The following is a 22795-nucleotide window of genomic DNA, read 5'->3' on the forward strand; positions in this document are numbered from 1 at the left end:
ATCTATTTTTTGGATGATTATCTGAATAAATTGGCTGAATATTGCAGACTAATCATACCGATCAAAGTAAGTACAAGTGTTCTTTCTAAAACAAATTCCTGAGAATACTCAATCAACAATTCATCTATTTTGTTTGAATTAATTGAGGTTACACATTTTAAATACAACTCTGAAATAGCCTATTTCGGAAGACGCAAAATTTAATTCGGCTGGACTTAGCCTCGCTACGCTAAGGTGTCATTGCTAGATTAATTGTCTAAAATTAAACGTATTGTTTTGTTGAATATGAGCCACTTCTACAAAATAGCTATCACCCCAATAAATAAAAATTATTCAGATGTAAATAAAAATATACACATAAATATTTGTATGTGCGTGTATCCACCAACTATGCTAAATTGCAGACTAAATTTTACATTGATGAAAGCGGTTTTCATCTATTTGAACTAGATCTGTCCTAGGTGCAATTCATGAATTGCACCTAGCGCGTGGTATAATTACCTAAAAATGTCTGTAAGTAAGCGATCGCATCTTACAGTTAACCTCGCCAACTTGATAGGCTCAAAAGCTTCCATAATAAACGCCATACCAGACAGATGGAAGTACCTGAAAAATGTCATCATAGTTAAGGTAAAACATTCTGGAGATAAGACAACGGTTTACGCACGCCCTTTAGCACGGTTAATTGAGCAATTGCAACGCCTGCCGGGAGTTGGCCCTAAATCTGCCCAAAGACTGGCTTTGCATATTTTGAAGCGTCCAGAAGCAGAAGTAGAAGCTTTGGCACAAGCTTTAATTGAAGCCAAAAAACAGATAGGCTTGTGTTCTGTTTGCTTTCACTTATCTGCTGAACCTGTTTGTGAAATCTGTCGCAATGCCAACCGTGACAACAATACTATCTGTGTCGTAGCAGATCCCCGCGATGTAATTGCGCTGGAAAAAACCCGCGAATACAAAGGCAAATATCACGTTTTGGGTGGGGTGATTTCTCCAATTGATGGAATTGGGCCAGAACAGTTGAATATACTGGCTTTGCAGCGACGGGTGAATCAACAAAAGCCTCAAGAAGTGATTCTGGCAATTAGTCCCAGCGTAGAAGGGGAAACAACAACACTATATATAGGTCAGCTACTGAAACCATTTACCAAGGTGACGCGGATTGCCTTTGGTTTGCCTGTAGGTGGTGATTTGGAATACGCCGACGAAGTGACCCTGGCAAGGGCATTGGAAGGACGCAGGGAGTTAGATTAAGCTTAATTAAAAGGTTTATAAACATTTTGAGGTAGGGGTAATTCATGAATTGTCCCTACCCCAAAGTATTAATTAGGCTTACCCGTAATTGTAAATGCTGCCCAGTAGTAAGGATGATTATAAAGATTTTTATCTGATGCCATTTTACTATTTCTATATAGTTGCGTCGCTAAATAAGTTTGAATCCGTAATTCTTCAGGATGCAGATTATTCAAAATATCTTCATACCATTTTGTCAGTTCTCCAGCAGTTAGTTCTTTCAGCCACCGTGTTGCTTCCGCTAAGGCAGTAACTGCTGATTTATTAAGCTGTAATCTCCGATAAAATTCTATCATTACCAAGGCACTAGCTGAAGATTCTACACTCCAGAGAGTACTAACTATATGAGGCACACCCTGACTTACAAAACTACTGGCTAAACTCACATATTCACTGCTGATAGTGTGGTTGTTAATACTTAAATTTTCACACGCAGAGAGAGTAATCAGGTTGTAAGTTGATAGATTTTGTTGATAAATTTCATCTAGAGTCAGTTTTTCTTCACCTGCTAATGCTAATTCTGACTTTTTGGGTTCAGCTAAATTATTAGTGACATGACCTGTAAAATGAAAAATATTGTAATTATCAAACAAGGCATTTTCAACAATATTTTTTGTAGCTTCTGCTCCCTGAATTCGTTGGATATTATTGAACATCTGGCTCACAACTTCAGATTCGAGTTTGGCAAATTTTAGTGGAGGATAACCTGCACTTTCAGGATGTTCAACACTGAGCAATAACTGATTTTGCCATTGCCAAATATCTTCAGTTCTTATTGATAAACCTATTTGGGCACTAGGTAGATAGGTGACGGTGAAATTGGACTCCACATTCGGCAACTCTTCTTGGGATGGGGAAGAAAGATGAAAAAGCGTATGAATGGGCAATCTGTACAAGTCGCGGTGAGGAATTAAAACCAGTTGGGTGATGCCTTCGAGTTCCTGGGCAATTGTGGAAATATTCAAGATGCCATACAACTGCACTAGCTTCTGTTCCATATCCACTCGCCAAGAATGCTGGCTTTTACTTTCTTTGTCTTGGGCTGTGGTGCGATATTCTTGGTATTGTTGATGCCAATCTTCTAGCCAATTTTCAAATTCAATTAGGCGTTGCACTGCTTCAGGTAGCGGCAATTCATTGAGACGAATAGCGTCTTCTCCTAAAGGTATTGCCCCAGCATCTTGCATGGGTGTAAACAGGAGAATCGGTGATGGCGCTTGGTCTTTGAGAATGAAAGTATGTAGGGCGACTGGACTAATATGCCAGTAAATAATTGCTGTTGTGGGATTAAATAGTTGTTGAATTGCGCCATAATGGGGCGAGTAAAAATTATTATTCCAGCCAGAAAGTAGCCAGTTTAAACAAGCATTTTTGCCCTGTTCGGCAATTTCCCAAGCTTCAACTAAATCACCAGACTCTACTGCTAAATCAACTGCCAATTGATCAAAGCCTGCAAATTTCAAAGCTAGCTGTTTTTTACTTTCGTCTGAGCGAGTCTCTTCACTCAGCAATTGTCGCAATAAATCTGTACCGCGTTGTAGCAATTCTTGAACTTGTGTTGTTTGTCCCAAACCCATCAGTACTTTGCTTAGAGATTGCAAAACCTCAAGGTGGAACAGGGGAAAATATTCTAGTGTCAGCGTTAACAACGCCTGATGGTACTCAGATGCAGCTTTGCGCCAATAATCGCGGGGATTGGGATGTTTCTTGCCTTGGTCGTAATAAGTATTAGCGATCGCCAGATGCAATCTACCCCAACCTTCTGGGTGGGTATCTGTCCGCAGATGTTTTAACCCTTCTTCGTAGCTGGCTAATTTTCCTTCGTAGCCGCCCTGTTGTAGGGCGGGATTTGCCGCCGTTATATTACTCGACAAATTCAGCAATGCGTCAGAATTTACTAAATTACCGATCGCAGTTCCCCGACCAATCCAAGCTTCCCAATAATCTTGTTTAATTTCCAAAGCGTTATCATAACAAGCGATCGCTTCGGCAAATTGTTCTAAATAAAACAGCGCTACTGCCTGATTATACCAAGCTAAGTGGAAGTCAGGTTTGATGGCGATCGCTTGGCGATAGGAAGCGATCGCTTCTTGGCGACGACCTAAGTTGTCTAATGCTATACCTCGGTTGTACCAAGCTAAGTAGAAGTCGGCTTGAACTGAAAGGGCTTTATCCCAGGAGGCGATCGCTTCTGACCACCTTCCTAGATTAAACAGCACTACACCCCGGTCTATCCAAACTTCGTGGTACTCTGGGTTAATTTCTAGGGCTTTGTCGTAGGATATAATCGCCTCTGCAAATTGTTCGCCTACAGCTAGGGCTATCCCTCGGTGATACCAGTTTTCCTGGTCTTCTGGTTCCAAATGCAGCGCTTGATCGTAACTATAAATAGCTTCTGGTAGCCAACCTAACTTCAGTAGCGCCAAACCCTTGCTAGACCAAGCTTCTTGGTAGTCTGGCTTGACTTCTATGGCTTTGTCAAAAGAAGCGATCGCTTCTTCAAAATATCCTAATTCCCCGAGAGTTCCACCCCGGTTGTACCAAGCTTTGTAGAAGTCGGGTTTTAGTTCTATGGCGGTTTCGTAAGATGCGATCGCTTCTTCAAAACGTTCTAAATGGAACAGTATCAAGCCTCGATTAAACCAATACTCTGAGAATTCAGGTTGAAGTTCAATAGCTCGATCGTAAGATGCGATCGCGCCTAACAAATCACCTGTTTTCGCTTGGCTTAGACCTTGGTAAAACCATCCTTGAGCGTTAGTAATCGGATTATTGCTATGTCGCTCAATAATACCAGGAGAATTACTGCTTTGAACTGCCAAGTTAGAAGCAAGCTGCTGGACTAAATTGGTACTCTGATCCAATTTCACCCACAACTCATCTAATGTATTAGCTACATTTGGCTCTAAATTTGTCAAAGCGCTATCCCAGTTTTCCACTGAGGGAGAAGAAGTTGTTAATTCACTTCTTGGCCTAGTAGAAAGGAGATTTACTCCTGTTGTACTTTGAACAACTTCTTCATCATCGAACCTCAGTTGGGCTAATGAGGTGATTGAATCTTCCTTTGCGGGGAGAGGGAGATTTGCGGGTATTGTGGTTTGGGCTTCTTCCCTTTCATACTCCAATACCAGTTCCTCTAAATTTTCGGTGAATGTTTCCTCAAAAGAGACATTTTCAGATGCTGGCGTGATTGGTTCAACATCTGGCACATTATATTCCCATAACTGCTCACCTAAGCTACGAATTAGCTCTTGCCCAGGCGAAATTGGGATAATTTCTTCATCGGTTGTGATTTCTACAACATCTGGCTCATCATACTCCCATAACTGCTCGCCTAAATTGCGGATTAGTTCTTCCCCAGGAGTGATTTCTACGACATCTGGCTCATCATACTCCCATAACTGCTCGCCTAAATTACGGATCAGTTCTTCCCCAGGAGTAGTTTCTATGACATCTGGCTCATCATACTCCCATAACTGCTCGCCTAAATTGCCGATCAGTTCTTCCCCAGGAGCGATTTCTACCCCATATTGTTCAGGAGTAATTTCTAAGCCCGCTTCTGGATAATTCTCCTCATCCTCTATCTGTGTAGGTGAGTTTTGCATCATTCGGATGCCAATGTCATAAGCAACATCTCCAATTCTGCCAACACCAAGTTCCCCCAATTGCACCATCTGTGATGCTAAAAGAGGATTCGGCGCAGGTGAAGCTAGCAAGCTTTCGCCAAACGTCACCAACCAATCTATCCAGCGTTCAGCCGGAATTCGATTTTCGACCCGTTGCAGATACCTCAATGCCCACTGTCGTCCTCGTGCTTGATGCACGCCTTCTAACAATTGGATAAACAATTGTTCCAGATCCGCATTGGTTAGTTCTGGTAGTATCTCCACCAGATTGTGTCCTCTTGCACCCTTGAGAGAACTAGCCTGCTTACTTTCAATGAGGCGCTTTAAAAGCCTTTTAAGCGACTGCGATATCCGCCTGAGCATCTGCCACACTATTGGATTTTGTTTTTCTAGATTGTAGCCATCGTTGTGTTAAAAAAATCATCAATTACGTAAAAATCCATTAGATTAGGACAGCGCTTCCGTCGCAGGTTAGCAAAAAATATACCAAAATTCAAGAGTAAAGCATTACAACGTTACAATTCCCGATTCGACTAATTTTCTGTTTGCTCTGTAGTCGATTGACCAGCAGGATACAATTGATTTATCAATGCCTGGACAAGCACTTGTGGATCGTCTGTCTCAACGGCAAGCTGTTGGGCAATCTGCTGGCGTAAGTTTTCATCCTCCTGCAACATTACAAACAACTCTTCTAGGGTGACAGTTTGATATTCTCCCTCTGGGGGATTCTCTGGCGCATCTGCTGACTCTGATATGGGAGCGGTTGGCTCAGATTGTAAAGTCGTGCTAAAAGCATCTGGCCCTTCATATTCCCAAATTGGTTCGCCTTGATTGCGTGTCAATAACTGCATTCCAATACTATAGGCAACATCTCCAATTTCTCCAATGTCCAACTCACCTAGTTGTACTAGCCGTGCAGCTATTTCATTATTCGGTGTCGGTGATGCTAGCAATTTTTCACCAAAGCGCCCTAACCACTGAACCCAATCTTCAGTTGTAATCCGATGTTCAATATTATGCAGCCACTTTTGCGCCCAGGCTTCCCCTCGTGCTTGATGTACTCCTTGCAACAGCTCGGTGAAGAGAAATTCCAAATCCGTATCGCTTAGGGGTGGTGCTGGTTCTTTTGGGATATTCCCTCTAGATTTTGAGACATTCTGTTTTCCACCGAACAAGCTCTGAAAAAGCTTTTTGAGCCATTGAAATAGCCGCTTGAGCATCTGCTGCACCATCGAGTTTTGCTTATTTATAAAATTGTAGCGATCGCACTGGACTATGACGTTAGTTCTTTGTCATTTGTCATTAGTTCTTTTTTCCTAACTTCCGACTCTTGACAAGAACAAATGTACTAAATGCTATGCTATAATTCCGATACATTGATGTTGAAATCATAGTAAAAAATTATGATCTGGTTGTTTGCTTTCCTGAGTGCCAAAATTGACGGCATTAGTTGAGTGTAAGCGCTATAGCAACATCGATGAAGAAAGCAGGTACGAGAGTTTAAAATAATTGAATCCCAAACTCGACTCGGTGCTACTAATTAACGTTGAAAGGCATTGAAGTCTATTTTTCCATGTCTTACGAACCCCTGCACCATAAATATCGCCCCAAAAGTTTTGCTGAACTCGTGGGACAAGAGGCGATCGCTACCACCCTCACGAATGCGATCGGCACATCCAAAATCGCCCCCGCCTATTTATTCACTGGGCCAAGAGGTACGGGGAAAACTTCTAGTGCCCGGATTTTAGCTAAATCTCTCAATTGTCTCAAAAGCGATCGCCCCACTGCTGAACCCTGCGGCGTGTGTGATGTTTGTCAAGGAATCACCAAGGGTTACGCCTTAGATGTAATTGAAATCGATGCTGCTAGTAACACTGGTGTCGATAATATCCGTGAGTTGATTGAAAAAGCCCAGTTTGCTCCTGTGCAGTGTCGTTACAAGGTTTATGTAATCGATGAATGTCACATGCTCAGTACCCAGGCATTCAATGCGCTACTTAAGACCCTAGAAGAGCCACCGAGACACGTAGTTTTTGTATTGGCGACAACAGACCCGCAACGGGTGTTACCAACGATTATTTCGCGCTGTCAAAGGTTTGATTTTAGACGTATTCAATTAGAGGCGATGGTTAAGCATTTAAGTGCGATCGCCTCTAAAGAAAATATTCATATTTCACCCGAAGCTGTAACCCTGGTAGCCCAACTTTCTCAGGGAGGGTTGCGAGATGCCGAAAGCTTGCTCGATCAATTGGGTTTGTTAGCAGGTGTTGTGACACCAGATAGAGTTTGGGATTTGGTCGGGACGGTAAGCGAACAGGACTTGCTGGGACTTCTAAATGCGATCGCTCAAGATAAACCCGAAGCAGTTCTTGACAGTACCCACAAAATTCTCGATCGTGGTCGAGAACCCCTAACTTTTCTGCAAAATCTCGCCGCTTTCTACCGCGATTTACTCATAGCCAAAACAGCACCCAACCGCCACGATTTGGTTGCTTGTACTCAGCAAACCTGGACGGCGTTGGTTGAGTTTGCTCAATACTTCGATATGACCATGATTTTGGCAGGACAGGAACACCTGCGAAAAGCTGAAGTGCAAATTAAAAACAGTACTCAGCCGCGTTTATGGTTGGAAGTAACATTACTAGGATTGTTACCTAGTGCAACGACGAATATTCAACCACAAGCCCCAAATATCGCGCCGCGAGTTATCCCACCTGCTGTATCTCCAAGCTATCCTCCAGCAGTTACCCAAAATCATGCAGTCTCTTCTTTACCGGTAGCGGAACCGCAAACAAATCATAATTCTACACTTCGACAAGGCTCTGTTACCACAAACCATCATGTAGCGATTGCCCAAAATCAGCCTGTCACTTCATCTGGCGCAGTTGAACAGCAAAAAAATCACAATTCTGCTGCAAACTCAGTTTCACCACCAACCCCAGAACCTGTTGCTGTTCCTGTACCATCTGCGATCGTTGAAGCAGTAACTTCAGAAGTTGTTGGAGAAGCACAATATGATTTAACTCAGGTTTGGCAACAGGTGCTTGCTAACCTCCAGCCAAAATCAAGGCAAGAAATGCTGCGTCAAATGAGCCAACTTATAGAGTTCGACGGTGTTATGGCTCGAATTGCTATCAAACAGGCATGGTATGACAAGGGTAAATCTTATCTACCGATGATTACGGCAGCTTTCCAGCAGACTTTCCAGCGTGAAATCCAGATAAATATAGAAAAAGGAATTTCTTCAAACTCCACTTCAGCTAAAAAAAATCCTCCGCCAAAAGACTCTAGTCGCGTTCAGCAACCAGCTACTCCTAGTTACAACCAGCAAATTTCGCCTCCAGCGCTAGTACCACAGCCAGCAACGCCAGCGCCACTAAGAACCGAGCCGCTAGCAAAAAATGGAAATGGAGCAAATGGAAATGGAGCAAATGGAAATGGAGTAAATGGAAATGGAGTAAATGGAAACGGGGCAAATAGAAATGGGGCAAATAGAAATGGGGCGCAAACTTTGCCTCCACCGCCACAGCGAACACCCGCACCTGATTGGGAAATTGATGAAGTAGCGATCGCAGCTCAACGTCTAGCAGAATTCTTCAACGGACAAATTATCCGTTTTACTGAGGATTCAACAGAATTCTCCGATTCCATAGCTACACCTGAATGGGTAGAGGAATCGGAAGTTGATGATGAATAAAAAAATGCAAAATTATTTTTGGTAATTTTGCATTTTTAATTTTTAATTTTTAATTCCCCAAAGGGGCTATTCCACATGCCCCGTATGCAAGGTTTTCACCCATTTTAGCCGCTTTGGTCTTACTGACATCCGGGCAGTAGTACTGCTCATGACGACTAACCAGTGCAACATATATAAACTGCCACGTAGGGTTTGCACTAGCATCGTAAGATATGTAGAAAGTGAGAATTTCTGATCTTGACGTATGCGCGTTAGACCTGTGTACATCCCTACCATCGACATAGAAATGGACAAGCCTGTAATGGGACTTAACATTGGTGGACGATGACGCGCGATCGCCATTAACAAATCTGGTACTGCTGCTGTAGGTAAGATATACATAATCAGCATAAAAATCAGCAAATCCCAGCTTTTGCGCGTTCCCATACGGTTTTTGAGAATTAAATCCCAATAATCCAGATAGCGTTGATAACCGCCTTCTGCCCACCGGTTACGCTGATGCCAGAGTGCGATCGCATTTGTCACACCTTCTTCTTGCACTGCTGGATGGAAAACACACTCAATATCCCACTTATCCAAATGCAAGCGGATTGTCAAATCCAAATCATCGGTAATAGTTTCCTCATTCCAGCCACCACAGCTTTCCAAGGCTGAACGCCGGACAAATTGACCATTACCCCGCAGTTCGCCAATACCACCAAGGGCAGTGCGCTGTTGCTGAAACCAGGTATCAAGTGCCATTTCGGCCATTTGCCCCTTAGTCCAAAAGTTGTCTTTGGCGTTGGCGATCGCTTTTCGCACCTGCACCGCCCCCACCTTTTCCCTCTGAAATAAAGGTATTACCTGTTGCAGCAAATCTGGTGTCACTTGAGCATCAGCATCAAATACTGCTATGATGCCGCCCTTTGTTAGAGGCAACACCTGATTCAACGCCCCTGATTTGCCGCCACTAGCTTCTGCTGAACGCCTTAATACTTTCAGTTGATCGTATTTCTGCTCTAGTTCTGCTAATAAATGTGGCGTGCTATCACTGCTGCGATCGTCAATAATCCATACTTCATACTGCCCACCTGGATATTCCAGATTACAAAGATTTTTGACTAATTTTGCAATTACTGCCTCTTCATTTTTCGCAGCCACTAATACAGATACAAAGGGCAAATCTCCCTGTATTTCTTTTGGATAGCGACGGGATTTAGTAAACACGACCACCAAGGCATGAAATCCTAGAATGGTGGTCAGTCCTAGAATAAATATGGAAGCCCAAGAAACTAAATGTAGAGCGATCGTGCCACTCCAGACGATAGTCAAGACTAGAGCTGCTTTGCCTCTACGACCTTGAAACCGGGATGGTAGAGACACAGGATCTGTCTCTAACACTAACTCCTCATCTACTGATAGGTCAGATAACAAGGAGTTGAGCGGATCAAGCTCTTGATAAGAATCTTCTTCGGGCCAGGAATTCGCTGGCATAGGTTAGGTTGCTTGATTCAAAAACCAGTATTTGTCTACAGTTAGTAATTTTACGGACAAATATCCCTAAGCTACTTTTCCCGATTTTTATCGGAATGGGCAAACTGCAATACCCGCTATCCCTAAGCCAAAAGCCACCGGGACTACTTTTATTGTCACTGTCACTCTGGGTAATTACTTAGCATTAACCACGTTTACTACTCTTAAACAGAGGCTTGATTCCTGTGATACCCACTTGGGCAGGAAGCATGTAGAGCCGGACTTTCTCTAATGAGAACTCCGGTTTAGGCAAAGTGATACCAAGGTGACAGCAGCTTGTTGTTGGGAGAAACAGCAATAATAACATCCACAACTTTATAGTGTGGGTTTTTCATGTTGTGTTATTGCGCCCATCTGCAATCAAAGTTAATGCAGCCTTATTGTAACCGAAATTTTAATATTTCTTAGCAGTAACTTCATTTATGGAGCATGAAAAGAGGCAGAGGGGCGGGGAATAGTGGGACAAGGGGAAATTATTGAACAAGTCTTCCCCCTCTTCCTTGTCTCTTTTTCATGCCCAATTCCCACTTGCCCTGAGCGTAAAGCCTACGGCATAGCTTCGCTTAACGCGTAGCGTCTCGTAGAGAAGCCGTTCGCGTAGCGTCCCGCAGGGAAGGGATTCCCAATGCCACCTGCTGCCCAATACTTTTCGGTTAAGGGGGAAAGGGGAAAGGGAAAGGGTTTGAATTTCCCTTTCCCCTTTAACCTTTCCCCAGACCAAAAGAGAGATTATTGGGTTTAACCGAAAAGTATTGCCCTGCTCCCCACTCTCTCTTTCTACTGTGTTCTTTAGACACATCTTTTGGGAACACTACTAATATCCACTAATATCCCTAGTTGCCAGCTAACTTGAGGAATATTTAACCATGTCTATTGAGCAACTCCAGCCTGCTAATCAACAACAAGCCAGTGTTTACTTACCTTACGTCCAAGGCACTAAGCGCAATTTTTTACCCTATGCCATCAGTCTTTATCAAAAAGGGGTTTTGGAGGGACACCGGAAGATAGAAGCTAGCGAACATGTCCCCTTTGTCGCATCTTGGAATGTTGCTACTTTACCCTCAGACTTAACTCGTTGCCGAATTCAGTTTGATGGAAATGCTGACTTGAGTTACGAACTTATGATGGCCAGTTTCGAGTTTATTAATTTTTTAATTGAAGTTATGGACAACTATAAACGCCATCGCTTGACCGATTTCTCACAACCGTTTTACCGCAAGCTACTGCGTATAGATGATTGATTGATTAAATTCAGCCGGACTTCTGCTAGTTCGGCTCGTTTTTAAAACTATCCTATGTGATTATAAAACTTACAACTTCTCATCTTAAAAACATCTTCTTCTATGAAGATGTTTTTAAAGTTTAATTTATTACTCACCTGGGCAACTATTAAGTCACAGCTACATGAAACCTTACTTACCCAACTCTATAAGTTAGAAAAACCTTGGTTTTGGTTATTTCAGGAGATGGACTCAGCTTTGTGTAGTAATCACTCTTAGTCATACAATACTTTCAAAATATCTTCTTAGAGCAGATGTGTTTTTTTCTTTTCAAAACCATACCAAAACCAGCTACCAAAAAGGTGCCGAGAACGCTAGCTGGTTCTGGAATAGAAGTTTCATCAATAGGTACTTTGATTCTTAAATTCGCCAGGGTAGCGTTAGTGATGTTCAAGGATGTTACTGTTGGCGAACCTGGGATATCAGACTGGAAATCAAAAACTGTGGGAGTTGAGTTACCATTGCGATCGCTATATCGCACTCCATATCCACTTACTTCAAAAGTGCCCTGATACTGCTTTCCGGTGTCTGGATCGGTGACAGTACCACTGTATAAGGCTTTTATGAAATTAAATTCATCCTGAACTACTCCTTGAAATTTGGTTCCAGCTAATTGTCCTTGGTATTTATAGGGTGTTAACTGACCACCAGAGAGAACCGGCGATGTGAGAACACCATCGAACGAGACAAAGGGAATACCTTTAAAGTCAACAAAGTAATGCAGACTTCCATCAGAGCGTGTTTCTACCTGTAAATAGTCTGACTGGTATACAGGAACATAATTAGGATTATTGTTAGTACCTAAGTTCCGGTAATAAGTTCCAGTGTCATCCGTATCAATACGAGTAATACTGTTATTGAAATTGGGATTATTTCTGGGAAGTTCGATTGTTCCTGATAATGTGCCAGTGCTTTCAATTGTAATGAATTGAGCGGCGAAAGCACTTGCTCCACTTAAAGCGATCGTCATTGCTGCTAAACAACTTCCGCTAAGAATTGCACCACCTAGCTTAATCCCTGATGAACTTACTTTCATTAACAACTTGCTCCTTGAAGCGCCGATAAAAACACACCTAATGCGTTGAGATTTATTTAAAATTTTTCTCAGGCACAGTTTATTATTCCCAAGTTTGTGAAGTAAGCTTCATCGAAAACAAAAAATATTTTGATCAAAAGCGGGAACATTTTATCTAGATTGTGATTCAATTCAAACAAGATTTATCATAAGCCTATTAATTTTAGTTTTTTTAGCTGAATTTAACTAGCGTTTATTCTGTACAATCATGTAATGCAGATAAATTTTTCTAACTATTTTCTAAGCTTAATAAACTACTAATCAGTTTAGGCAAGCCACTACAGCAGGGATTTGAATGCTCAGATAATTCATTCCGTTCTATCTGCTTTGCCATCTTTTCAGCACGTTGAATTGCTTGTTCAGTTAATGATTTCAAGGGTTTTGGATATAAGCACATTGATTTGTCATAGTTGGGTATATGCTTGCCGAGTAAATTAACTAACCTATCACGATTGATTTGTGCAAAATGGTCTTGAAAGTGAATTAGATACCAGAGTTCAAAACAAGGATTTGTAATTGCGAGATTAATCTTTTGGCTTGTAGCCCGATTTATTGCACTTTGCCAATTTTCCAGACTCTTTTCAATATGCTCATCTCCATCAAAAACAGCCCAAGCCTCATCTTCTTTACTCCACTGCTGGTTATCTTTTCTCTGCTGTCGTTCTTCGATGAGTCTTTCAACAATGCTACGTGGATCAGTTTTGTTTTGATGAGGCAATACAATAATATCTAAAGTTGATGAACGTAATTCATTGCGGATACTATTGAAATAAATTGGTTCTGTTTTACTTCCTTCACAAGCAATTAGTATTTTCTGAGCAATATTCCTGCTAGGTGGGCGACGATTTAACTTTCTTGGCACTGCTCATCACCCTGTAAAATCATTTCCTCTTCAGATGGGAGAAACGGAACGGCTCCAAAACGACCATCTAAATAAGCTTTATCAATTGCCAAATCATTTCGCACATGGAAATCAGTCAAAGGATACAACTCAGTGCTTTGATCATCTCGCTTTTGTGTAAACCAAATTTGATCGCGGCGCAATAAGTTATTTCTTTGTAATGTATTATCGTGACTAGTTAAAATAAATTGAGCGCGTTTGGGATTTGTTTTAGGATTTTGAAATCTTCTGATAATACTTCTTACAATATTAGGATGAATGTTTGTGCCTAATTCGTCGACAATTGTCAATCCTCCTATTTTAAGAGCTAGTACTATCCGAAATGCTAAACTAAATAAGCGTTGAGTTCCAAGAGATTCTTCATCAAAAAGCCAAGCCACTAAATTACCGTCATGGGTATTATGTATAGCATATATATTGTAGTCACTTGGATCATCATGTTTCTTTACCATATCGATTCTTGACAATCCTGTGTCAAATTTTAGTACAATTTTCAATGCTTCTTCAAAAATTTCATTTACTATGGGATTATCAGTACCTTGCAGTAATGTAATCGAGGTAGTATCGTACTTTTCATTTCCCAAATTAATTCCAAGCCAGCGAGCTTTTAACCAGCGTAAAAAAGACTCAATTACATCTACCTTTAGTTTTACTAATGTACTAATAAATAAATCATTTTCTCTAATATTATCCTGGAGTTGATTATGGGAGCCAGCAAAATCGTCCCCAGTTTTCCAGATAAATTTTTTACTAATTTCATCCCATTGACGATTAAATAAACGACGAGTCCGCTTAGTTGTGTTTAAAGCATAATCTAACTTTTCTGAGATTATATGATTTTGATTGATTACTAGGGAATAAGTATAAATATTATTATCTAACAAAGTTCTTAATTCAAATCTTGTAGGTTTTTGAGCAGAGATGCTATCTAACTTGAAAGGATCTAGTTTTACATGTTTTAAAATTCTCTGGAATGCAACTGCTTGTTGTGTGCCATAAGCCATCATGATTAGTAGATAATCCAGAGCTTGGATAACATTACTCTTGCCTGAAGCATTAGCTCCAAAAATTGCAAGAACAGGTAAAAGTTCAATGTCCCACCCTTCAACATGATATCCAGGTGCAATTTCATGATCTGACTTTACCCGTTTACGTTTGCTGCTTTGGCTTGTCTGACGATCGCTTTGTTTTTGAGCAACCGCACTTAGGGTTACAGGTTCTTTAATTGAGCGGTAGTTTTCGACTGTAAAATCTACAAGCATAATTTAACGCCCACAAGTCAGTTTTTTGTGATTTATTCACGTAAATATTATCTTAAAGGTAAGCAAATCTCCACTTCTACCACAACAAATCACATAAACTTGCAGCCAGTGTAAGCTATTACTACACTTTAATACACTCATTAATGCAGAACTCACCACCAGATTTAGATCGACAATAGGAATATAAGCAGTCTAACCAAAGCAGGTATGGGGCAATGGTGCGATTAAAACCGTGGCAGTGGGTGGTTTTGGCAATCCCGATCGCGTTTATCATTATTTTTTTACTGGTAGCCGCTGGTTCGCAAATTCATGCGTGGGGTATTAGTTGGATTTGGGGTGTGTTTACCCTTTTATTCGTTGGTTGGCGTTGGCTGCTAGTCAAATGGACTCAACCAGCTGTTAACCAAGTGGAAGCTGTATTAGCTCAAGTTCAAGAAGAATTAGAATCGGCAGCAGAGGATACAGTTAGACCACCAGCAGGAAGCGATGTCACAAAGCTTGCAGAAGCCGCACTCCAAGAGATTCTGCAAGCGTCACAAAGCGATCGCCCGATTTGGGAAGACTGGCAAACTTTTTGGACGCGATGCCAGGATTTGGTCGTAGCGATCGCTCATATCTACAATCCTCAAATTCAATATCCCCTGCTGAACATTTACGTCCCCCAGGCTTACGGGCTGATTCGGGGAACGGTGGATGATATGGATCAGTGGATGCAAAAATTATCCCCTGTTCTTAATCAGGTAACGGTTGGACAAGCATACCAAGGATATGAAGTCTACCGAAAGTTGGAACCATCGGCTCGAAAATTTTGGAAAGCTTGGAATTGGGCACAGTGGCTTTTAAATCCGGTGGCGGCGGTGGCAAAACAAGCCAGTCAGGGTTCTAGTAACCAAGCAACTCAACAATTATTGGGGAATTTGAACCAGCTATTTCGGGAAGCTGCCCTGAAAAACTTGTGTCGGCAGGCGATCGCCCTCTATGGACGTAGCAAATTACCAGTTTCAGCAACCGTAGTATCCACACCAACTTTATCCAAGGCAAAAACCCAAACACTGCGAGAAATACTGACTCAAGCTCAACCAGCCGAGGTAGTTGAGCAAAAACCCGTGAATATTCTGCTGGTGGGGCGCACAGGTTCAGGAAAAAGTAGCCTGATTAACACGCTATTTCAGGCAGATTTAGCGGCCGTTGATGTTTTGCCCAGTACGGATCGCATTCAAAATTATCAATGGCAAACTCAAAGTGGTGAAACCTTGACGCTTTTGGACACACCTGGCTACGAACAAGTCAACCATGCCGATCTGCGAAACCTGGTGCTTGATTATGCTATCGATGCAGATTTGCTGCTGTTAGTCACCCCTGCCCTCGATCCTGCTCTGCAAATGGATGTAGACTTTCTGCAAGACATCAAAGCAGAAGTTGCGGATTTACCTGCGATCGCGATCGTCACTCAAGTAGATCGGCTGCGTCCCATCCGCGAATGGCAACCGCCTTATGATTGGGAATGGGGCGATCGCCCAAAAGAAATTGCCATTCGAGAAGCTACTGAGTATCGCGCCAAATTGCTGGGAAAATTCTGTAATCTAGTTCTACCCCTGGTTACAGGTGACAGCAAAACAGGTCGAGTTGCCTGGGGAGTGGATACGCTTTCACTGGGATTAGTAGATGCGATCGCACCTACCAAGCAACTCCGTCTCGCCCGATTTTTGCGTAACCTTGAAGCCCGTACCGTCGCTGCTGCCAAAATCATCGACCACTACACCTTCCAGATGGCGACAACTCAAGGACTAACGGCATTGCTCAAAAGTCCCGTCCTCCAGTTTGTTTCTACGCTCTCAACCGGATCTCCAGCGCTAGCATATATGCTGGCAGAACAAATTCCCGTGGAACAGTTACCGATTGTGATTGGCAAACTCCAAATGGGATATGAGCTTTTCTCGCTTTTGAATATAGCTAACCCTAACCCGCTCAACTTTGAATTGCTATCCCTCTGGCCGCTACTGCTAGAAAATTCCACTTCACCCGATCGCAATGCCTGGGCATTTGGTCACGCCCTAGTGGAGTACTGGACTCAGAATCTAACGGTTGAACAACTCCGGGAGCGATTTGAGTATTATCTGTCAATTGCCAAATAATTTGTCTGTGTTGAGGAATTAATGCCCGCATTTTCCATTCTGGTACGCCTCAATAGCGATTTTACTAGCCACGTTCCCCCAGTCTTATTAAACACCACAAGTTGCATTAGCTCCTTTGGTCAACTAAGCATATTTGCTTAATGGAGTATATTTATACCTGTAAAAAACAGAACGCAAAATACGGCGATATCTCGTACTATTGACATCAAAGTTAAGATTACGATTAAGAGTAGGTGTCTGTTGAAACCTACCCGCTTTACCTGAGTGTTTATCCAGACATCCCTTTTGTTCGGAGTTATTTATGAAAAATATATTAGACATCTCCATTTCTCAAGAACAGAATTTACATCAGAGCTATAGCATTTCGTCTTATAATCGGCTGCTTTTGGTCGTGAAAGATTTGGCTTGTGTGCGGACTATTGAGGAAATTATTGAGATTGTGCGTTTGGCTGCTAGGGATCTCACCAATGCTGATGGAGTAACTTTTGTACTGCGGGATGGTGAATGTTGCCACTATGTTGATGAAAACGCCATCGGGCCACTTTGGAAAGGTATGCGTTTTCCGCTCAAATCTTGCATCTCCGGTTGGGCAATGCTCAATAAGCAAGCAGCTGTGATTGAGGACATTTACCAGGATGCTCGAATTCCTATTAATGCCTATAAAGTAACTTTTGTTAAGAGTTTAGTGATGGTTCCCATACGGATTGCCGATCCACTGGGTGCGATCGGAGCCTACTGGAGTAGAACACACCTAGCGACCTCTGAAGAAATAGAACTGCTTGAGATTTTGACCGACACTACAGCAGTGGCGATCGCAAACGTTCAACTTTTCCAGAAACTTACGAACCAAAACGCCCTGAAAGACAAATTCATTGCGATGCTAGCTCACGAGTTGAGGAATCCTGTTGCCCCCATCTCGAACGGGGTTCAGCTTCTCAAGTTGAAACTGGGCGAGACTGGCGCAGTTGGAGAAACAGTTTTAATGATGCAGCACCAGATTAAGCACCTCTCGAAATTAATCGATGAGTTACTCGATGTATCGTCCATCACTTACGGGAAGATTTCATTAAACCTTGAGAAGGTTAATCTAGTAGAATTGGTTCGCCAAAGTCTCAATGACCATGCACAAGCAATAAAGAGATCGAACCTTAACGTAGTAGAAGACTTGCCAAACACGCCCGTATGGGCTTATGTTGACCCAACGCGATTCTTTCAAATCTTTGGGAACCTTCTTGATAACGCCTTAAAGTTTTCAAAACCAGATGGGACGATCTGGGTGGATCTCTTATATATTCCAGGTGAAAATGGCTCAGGCAGTTTAGCAGCTTTATCTGTAAGAGACTCAGGTATAGGGATAGAACCGACAATCTTACCAGAACTCTTCGAGCCGTTTACCCAGGCCGATCGCAGTTTAGACCGTTCGAGAGGCGGGCTAGGTTTGGGACTTTCGGTAGTAAAAAGTCTCGTCGAACTTCATGGTGGTAATGTTGAAGCCTCAAGTAGAGGGATCAATTTGGGGGCAGAATTCAAAGTTACTCTCCCTGTATGCGAAGAGATTACAACCTTGGACAACGATCTGGAGACTATGGAGGCGGCTAAAAAATCGTTGAAGATTTTAGTGATTGAAGATAATGACGATTCCGCTACAACATTAAAAGCAGTACTTGAGCATTTCGGGCATGAAGTTTCCATTGCCAAGAATGGAATTTCAGGGGTAGAAACAGCAAGGGAGTTGGAGCCTCATGTGATTATTTGTGACATTGGACTACCCGAAATGGATGGATTCGCCGTTGCACAGGAACTGAGTAAAGACTCTAAATTTACTCGCTCAATTCTGATTGCACTCACCGGCTACGGTGGACAGGAAGATAAGGAGCTTGCGCTTAAATCTGGTTTCAAATGCCATTTGACTAAGCCTGTGGACTTTGAAATCCTTACAGCAGAAATTGATCGATACTTTCTGGTGAGTGCGTAAGCGTAGGTAGGCAGGGGGCAGGGAGCAGGGGGAAGGAGGAAATTACTTTTACTAGCGAAGTGGTAACAGAGCTTTATCTTTGGCACAGCCTCTCCAAGAGTTCGATCGAGTCCCCTATTCCCTCTGCTCCCTTCCCCCTGCCCCTTGCCTCTTATTCAAGCTGTGGGAATATCACGCTTTGCTAAATATTGATACATCTGCCAACGGGCATTTACCTCAGCTTGCGCTTGTTGTAACAAATGCTTGGCAACGTCGGGTTTGCTCTTGGTGAGCATTTTGAAGCGATTTTCTTGATACATCGAATGTTCTACAGATTGCGTAGGCGATCGCATATCCAATTGCAAAGGATTTTTACCCTGGTTAAGCAACTCTGGATTATGCCGATACAGCAACCAACGACCTGATTCTACCAGAGTTTTTTGATGATTCATCCCTGTGGTCATGTTGATGCCGTGGGCGATGCAATGACTGTAAGCAATAATTATTGATGGCCCATCATAGGCTTCTGCTTCCAAAAATGCTTTGAGAGTATGTTCATCTCTAGCACCAAGGGCTACACTCGCTACGTAGACATTTCCGTAGGTCATGGCAATCATCCCTAAGTCTTTTTTCGGTGCAGGCTTTCCACTGGCGGCATATTTAGCAACTGCGGCTCGTGGCGTAGCTTTAGAAGATTGACCGCCTGTATTAGAATACACTTCTGTATCCATTACTAGGATGTTCACATTTCGACCACTGGCAATTACATGATCGATGCCGCCAAAGTCAATGTCATAAGCCCAACCATCACCGCCAACAATCCAGACGCTTTTTCTCACCAAGTAATTAGCAAGGGATTTGAGATTTTGGATTTTGGATTTTAGACTTCGGCTTACCTCGGCTCCGCTCAAGGCAAGTCGCTCAGTCGAACGATTGGGGTCGAAAGTTACGATTTCATCTAACTTCTGCTGCAAAAGTTCTATTCTTTCGCGCTGTTCCCAAATGTCAGCCTCAGATTTTTGTTCAGCTTTGAGGATGGAATAGACAAGGTTTTCATCTATTTCACTTCCCAACTGTTGCAACAATTCCGCTGCAAACTCAGCTTGTTTGTCGAGGGAGAGACGGAAGCCAAAACCGAATTCGGCGTTATCTTCAAATAAATTATTTGACCACGCGGGGCCGCGTCCTTGGGCATTTGTTGTCCAAGGAGTTGTAGGGAGATTTCCACCATAGATTGAAGAACAACCTGTTGCATTGGCGATGACGGCGCGATCGCCAAACAATTGTGTTAATAATTTTAAATAAGGTGTTTCACCACAACCTGCACAAGCACCAGAGAATTCAAATAAAGGTTCTTGCAGTTGTTGTTGGCGAATCTGGTTTAATTTTAGCGATCGCCTGTCAGGATTAGGTAAACTCAAGAAGAAATCCCAGTTTTTCCGCTCTTGCTCTTGTAAAGGCAACTGCTGCGCCATGTTAATCGCTTTCCGCAATGGCTCAGATTTATCTTTAGCAGGGCAAATATTTACACAAATCGTACATCCGGTGCAATCTTCTGGGGCTACCTGAATGGTAAATTTTTGATTGGCAAAGTCTTTATCTTTTGCACCAGTTGACTTAAAGGTTTCTGGTGCATTGACTAACTCATCAGCTTGATAAGCTTTGGCGCGGATAGCACTGTGGGGACAAACCATGACGCACTTACCACACTGAACGCAGACATCCGGCTCCCACACAGGTATCTCTTCGGCAACGTTACGTTTTTCCCACTTGGCAGTACCTACAGGGAATGTGCCATCAACAGGTAGTGTGCTAACAGGTAAATCATCACCTTCCCACACCATGATTTTGCCCAGAACTTCCCGGACAAATTCGGGAGCAGAGTCTAGCAATCTTGGGTTGTTGATTGTGGATTGTTGATTTTTGATTGTCTGTGGGACATCTACTTTATGCAAGTTGCCTAATGTGTTATCTACAGCTTGCAAGTTCATGCGGACAACTTCTACGCCCTTTTTACCATAAGTCTTCTCAATCGCTTGTTTGATTTTAGCGATCGCTTCTTCTTGCGGCAAGACTCCGGCTAAGGCAAAGAAACAGACCTGCATAATAGTGTTAATTCTTCCACCCATGCCACTTTCACGGGCAACCTGGCTAGCATTGATTACGTATAACTTCAAATGCTTATCGATAATTTGCTGCTGTACCTTCAACGGCAAATTCTCCCAGACGTTATCTGCATTGTATGGACTGTTAAGCAGCAAGGTCGCCCCAGGAATAGCAGCCTTCAAAATATCTATGCGTTCTAGAAATCCCCAATGATGACAACCAATAAAGTTGGCTTGGTCAATCAAGTAGGTGGAGCGAATTGGCTCTTTACCAAAGCGCAGATGAGAAACGGTCATTGAGCCAGATTTCTTGGAATCGTAGACAAAGTAGCCTTGGGCGTAATTATCGGTTTCTTCACCAATAATCTTGATAGAGTTTTTGTTAGCCCCAACAGTCCCATCTGAACCCAACCCATAGAACATTGCCCTGACAACGTTATCCGATTCTGTAGAAAAGTTAGGGTCAAAGCTCAAGGAAGTATGACTAACGTCGTCATTAATCCCAATAGTAAAGTGGTTCTTCGGTTTAACTTCGGCAAGGTTATCAAAAATGCCCTTCACCATCGCCGGCGTAAATTCTTTTGAAGAAAGACCGTAACGACCACCAATAATTTTAGGGTATGAGAAAGTATTTTCTCCTCCTGCCTCCCCTGCTCCCCCTGGTCCCCCTGCCCCCCCTCCTCTCTTATCTCCCCACGCCTCATGGATAGTAGCCACAACATCCAAATACAAAGGTTCTCCGGCGCTACCTGCTTCTTTGGTGCGGTCGAGAACTGCGATCGCTTTTACGCTATTTGGTAATACTGCAACAAACCTTTGGACATCAAAGGGGCGGTAAAGTCGCACTTTCACTACACCCAGTTTTTCCCCACGGGCGTTAAGGTAATCTACCGTTTCATGGACGGTTTCACAACCTGAACCCATAAGAACAATAACGCGATCGGCATCGTTAGCGCCGTAATATTCATAGATTTGGTAATGCCTCCCCGTGCGTTCTCCAAATTGATCCATGATTCGCTGGATAATTTCTGGACAGGCGTTGTAGTAAGGGTTAGCGCCTTCCCGTCCTTGGAAGTAGACATCGGGGTTTTGGGCTGTACCTCGTAAGACTGGACGATCTGGGGTGAGGGCACGGCTGCGGTGGGCGAGTATGAGATGATCGTGGATGAGCGATCGCAAATCATTATCTGCAAGCAGTTTAACTTTCTGCACTTCATGAGAAGTACGGAAGCCGTCAAAGAAGTGCATAAACGAGACTCGCGTCTCTAAAGTCGCAGCATGGGCGATGAGAGCAAAATCTTGACTTTCCTGCACCGAAGCGGAACACAGCAGGGCAAAACCAGTAGCACGAGCTGCCATCACATCACTATGGTCGCCAAAAATTGATAAAGCGTGGGTAGCCAAGGAACGCGCGGCAACATGAACCACAGCACTAGTCAATTCACCAGCAATTTTGTAGAAGTTGGGGATCATCAACAATAATCCCTGAGATGCCGTAAAGGTGGTACTCAGGGAACCTGTTTGCAATGCCCCATGCACAGCACCAGCTGCTCCCCCTTCGCTTTGCATCTGCACGACACTGGGAATAGTACCCCAGAGGTTGGGACGACCTTCTGCTGACCAAGCATCTGCCCATTCACCCATTGCTGAAGAGGGGGTAATGGGATAAATGGCAATTACTTCATTTAGTTTGTAAGCAACACGGGCGACAGCTTCATTTCCATCAATGGTTGCAAATGTTTTGTTCATAATATGATTTTTGTCCCCGTCTCTCAACTGCATTATCAGAACACGTAAATAGAAGAATTAAAAATAGCCAGAGTCAGCTAGGCATTGCCAAGCAAGCAGTTTCTTATGCGCTTTTCAGTGAACTTTAAATAAATACTGCATATATGAATATCTCATCTGAAATAGCGCATCTATTAATATGTCTTAATCATGTACTCAATAACCCAAGT

12 protein-coding genes are annotated in these 22795 nt (G+C 42.8%); 5 read left to right on the forward strand and 7 right to left on the reverse strand.

The window, feature by feature from the left end:
* The first annotated feature begins 693 nt into the window (after window positions 1-693).
* The gene (recR, locus tag NPUN_RS20795) at window positions 694-1251 is read left to right on the forward strand and encodes a recombination mediator RecR (protein WP_234711150.1); all 558 of its coding nucleotides are present in this window, start codon (window positions 694-696) and stop codon (window positions 1249-1251) included.
* A gap of 68 nt (window positions 1252-1319) precedes the next feature.
* Here recR and NPUN_RS20800 read toward each other — a convergent pair whose 3' ends face one another.
* Both NPUN_RS20800 and NPUN_RS20805 read right to left on the reverse strand, forming a co-directional pair.
* Window positions 1320-5279, reverse strand: coding sequence for a CHAT domain-containing protein (locus tag NPUN_RS20800; RefSeq protein ID WP_012410466.1), 3960 nt, complete (start codon window positions 5277-5279; stop codon window positions 1320-1322).
* A gap of 170 nt (window positions 5280-5449) precedes the next feature.
* The gene (locus NPUN_RS20805) at window positions 5450-6136 is read right to left on the reverse strand and encodes a hypothetical protein (RefSeq protein ID WP_012410467.1); all 687 of its coding nucleotides are present in this window, start codon (window positions 6134-6136) and stop codon (window positions 5450-5452) included.
* A gap of 353 nt (window positions 6137-6489) precedes the next feature.
* Between NPUN_RS20805 and NPUN_RS20810 the strand changes: the two genes are divergently transcribed.
* The gene (locus NPUN_RS20810) at window positions 6490-8613 is read left to right on the forward strand and encodes a DNA polymerase III subunit gamma/tau (RefSeq protein ID WP_012410468.1); all 2124 of its coding nucleotides are present in this window, start codon (window positions 6490-6492) and stop codon (window positions 8611-8613) included.
* A 66-nt stretch (window positions 8614-8679) separates the two neighbouring features.
* On the opposite strand, the gene NPUN_RS20815 is transcribed toward NPUN_RS20810, so the two are convergent.
* On the reverse strand, window positions 8680-10086 hold the full coding sequence (locus tag NPUN_RS20815) for a glycosyltransferase family 2 protein (RefSeq protein ID WP_012410469.1): 1407 nt from the start codon (window positions 10084-10086) through the stop codon (window positions 8680-8682).
* 905 nt (window positions 10087-10991) lie between these two features.
* Here NPUN_RS20815 and ebsA point away from each other — a divergent pair.
* Complete coding sequence (ebsA, locus tag NPUN_RS20820; protein ID WP_012410470.1) at window positions 10992-11366, forward strand: type IV pilus biogenesis protein EbsA; 375 nt, start codon at window positions 10992-10994, stop codon at window positions 11364-11366.
* A gap of 271 nt (window positions 11367-11637) precedes the next feature.
* Here ebsA and NPUN_RS20825 read toward each other — a convergent pair whose 3' ends face one another.
* From NPUN_RS20825 to NPUN_RS20835, 3 genes are all read right to left on the reverse strand, one after another.
* Window positions 11638-12441, reverse strand: a complete 804-nt coding sequence (locus NPUN_RS20825) for a PEP-CTERM sorting domain-containing protein (protein WP_012410472.1) — start codon at window positions 12439-12441, stop codon at window positions 11638-11640.
* A 268-nt stretch (window positions 12442-12709) separates the two neighbouring features.
* The gene (locus NPUN_RS20830; RefSeq protein WP_012410473.1) at window positions 12710-13342 is read right to left on the reverse strand and encodes an RloB family protein; all 633 of its coding nucleotides are present in this window, start codon (window positions 13340-13342) and stop codon (window positions 12710-12712) included.
* Window positions 13327-14643 (reverse strand): AAA family ATPase, encoded by a 1317-nt coding sequence (locus NPUN_RS20835; RefSeq protein ID WP_012410474.1) that lies wholly within the window; start codon window positions 14641-14643, stop codon window positions 13327-13329. The genes NPUN_RS20830 and NPUN_RS20835 overlap by 16 nt, the downstream gene beginning before the upstream one ends.
* A gap of 215 nt (window positions 14644-14858) precedes the next feature.
* On the opposite strand from NPUN_RS20835, the gene NPUN_RS20840 reads away from it, so the two are divergent.
* Entirely contained in the window at window positions 14859-16778 is a 1920-nt protein-coding gene (locus NPUN_RS20840) for a GTPase family protein (protein ID WP_012410475.1), read from the forward strand.
* A gap of 301 nt (window positions 16779-17079) precedes the next feature.
* Window positions 17080-18753: a hybrid sensor histidine kinase/response regulator gene (locus NPUN_RS20845; protein WP_012410476.1), complete on the forward strand. Its 1674-nt coding sequence runs from the start codon at window positions 17080-17082 to the stop codon at window positions 18751-18753.
* Window positions 18754-18908: 155 nt separating this feature from the next.
* On the opposite strand, the gene nifJ is transcribed toward NPUN_RS20845, so the two are convergent.
* The gene (gene nifJ / locus NPUN_RS20850) at window positions 18909-22586 is read right to left on the reverse strand and encodes a pyruvate:ferredoxin (flavodoxin) oxidoreductase (protein WP_041565536.1); all 3678 of its coding nucleotides are present in this window, start codon (window positions 22584-22586) and stop codon (window positions 18909-18911) included.
* Window positions 22587-22795 lie beyond the last annotated feature (209 nt).

This window comes from Nostoc punctiforme PCC 73102, assembly GCF_000020025.1.
Lineage (GTDB): Bacteria > Cyanobacteriota > Cyanobacteriia > Cyanobacteriales > Nostocaceae > Nostoc > Nostoc punctiforme.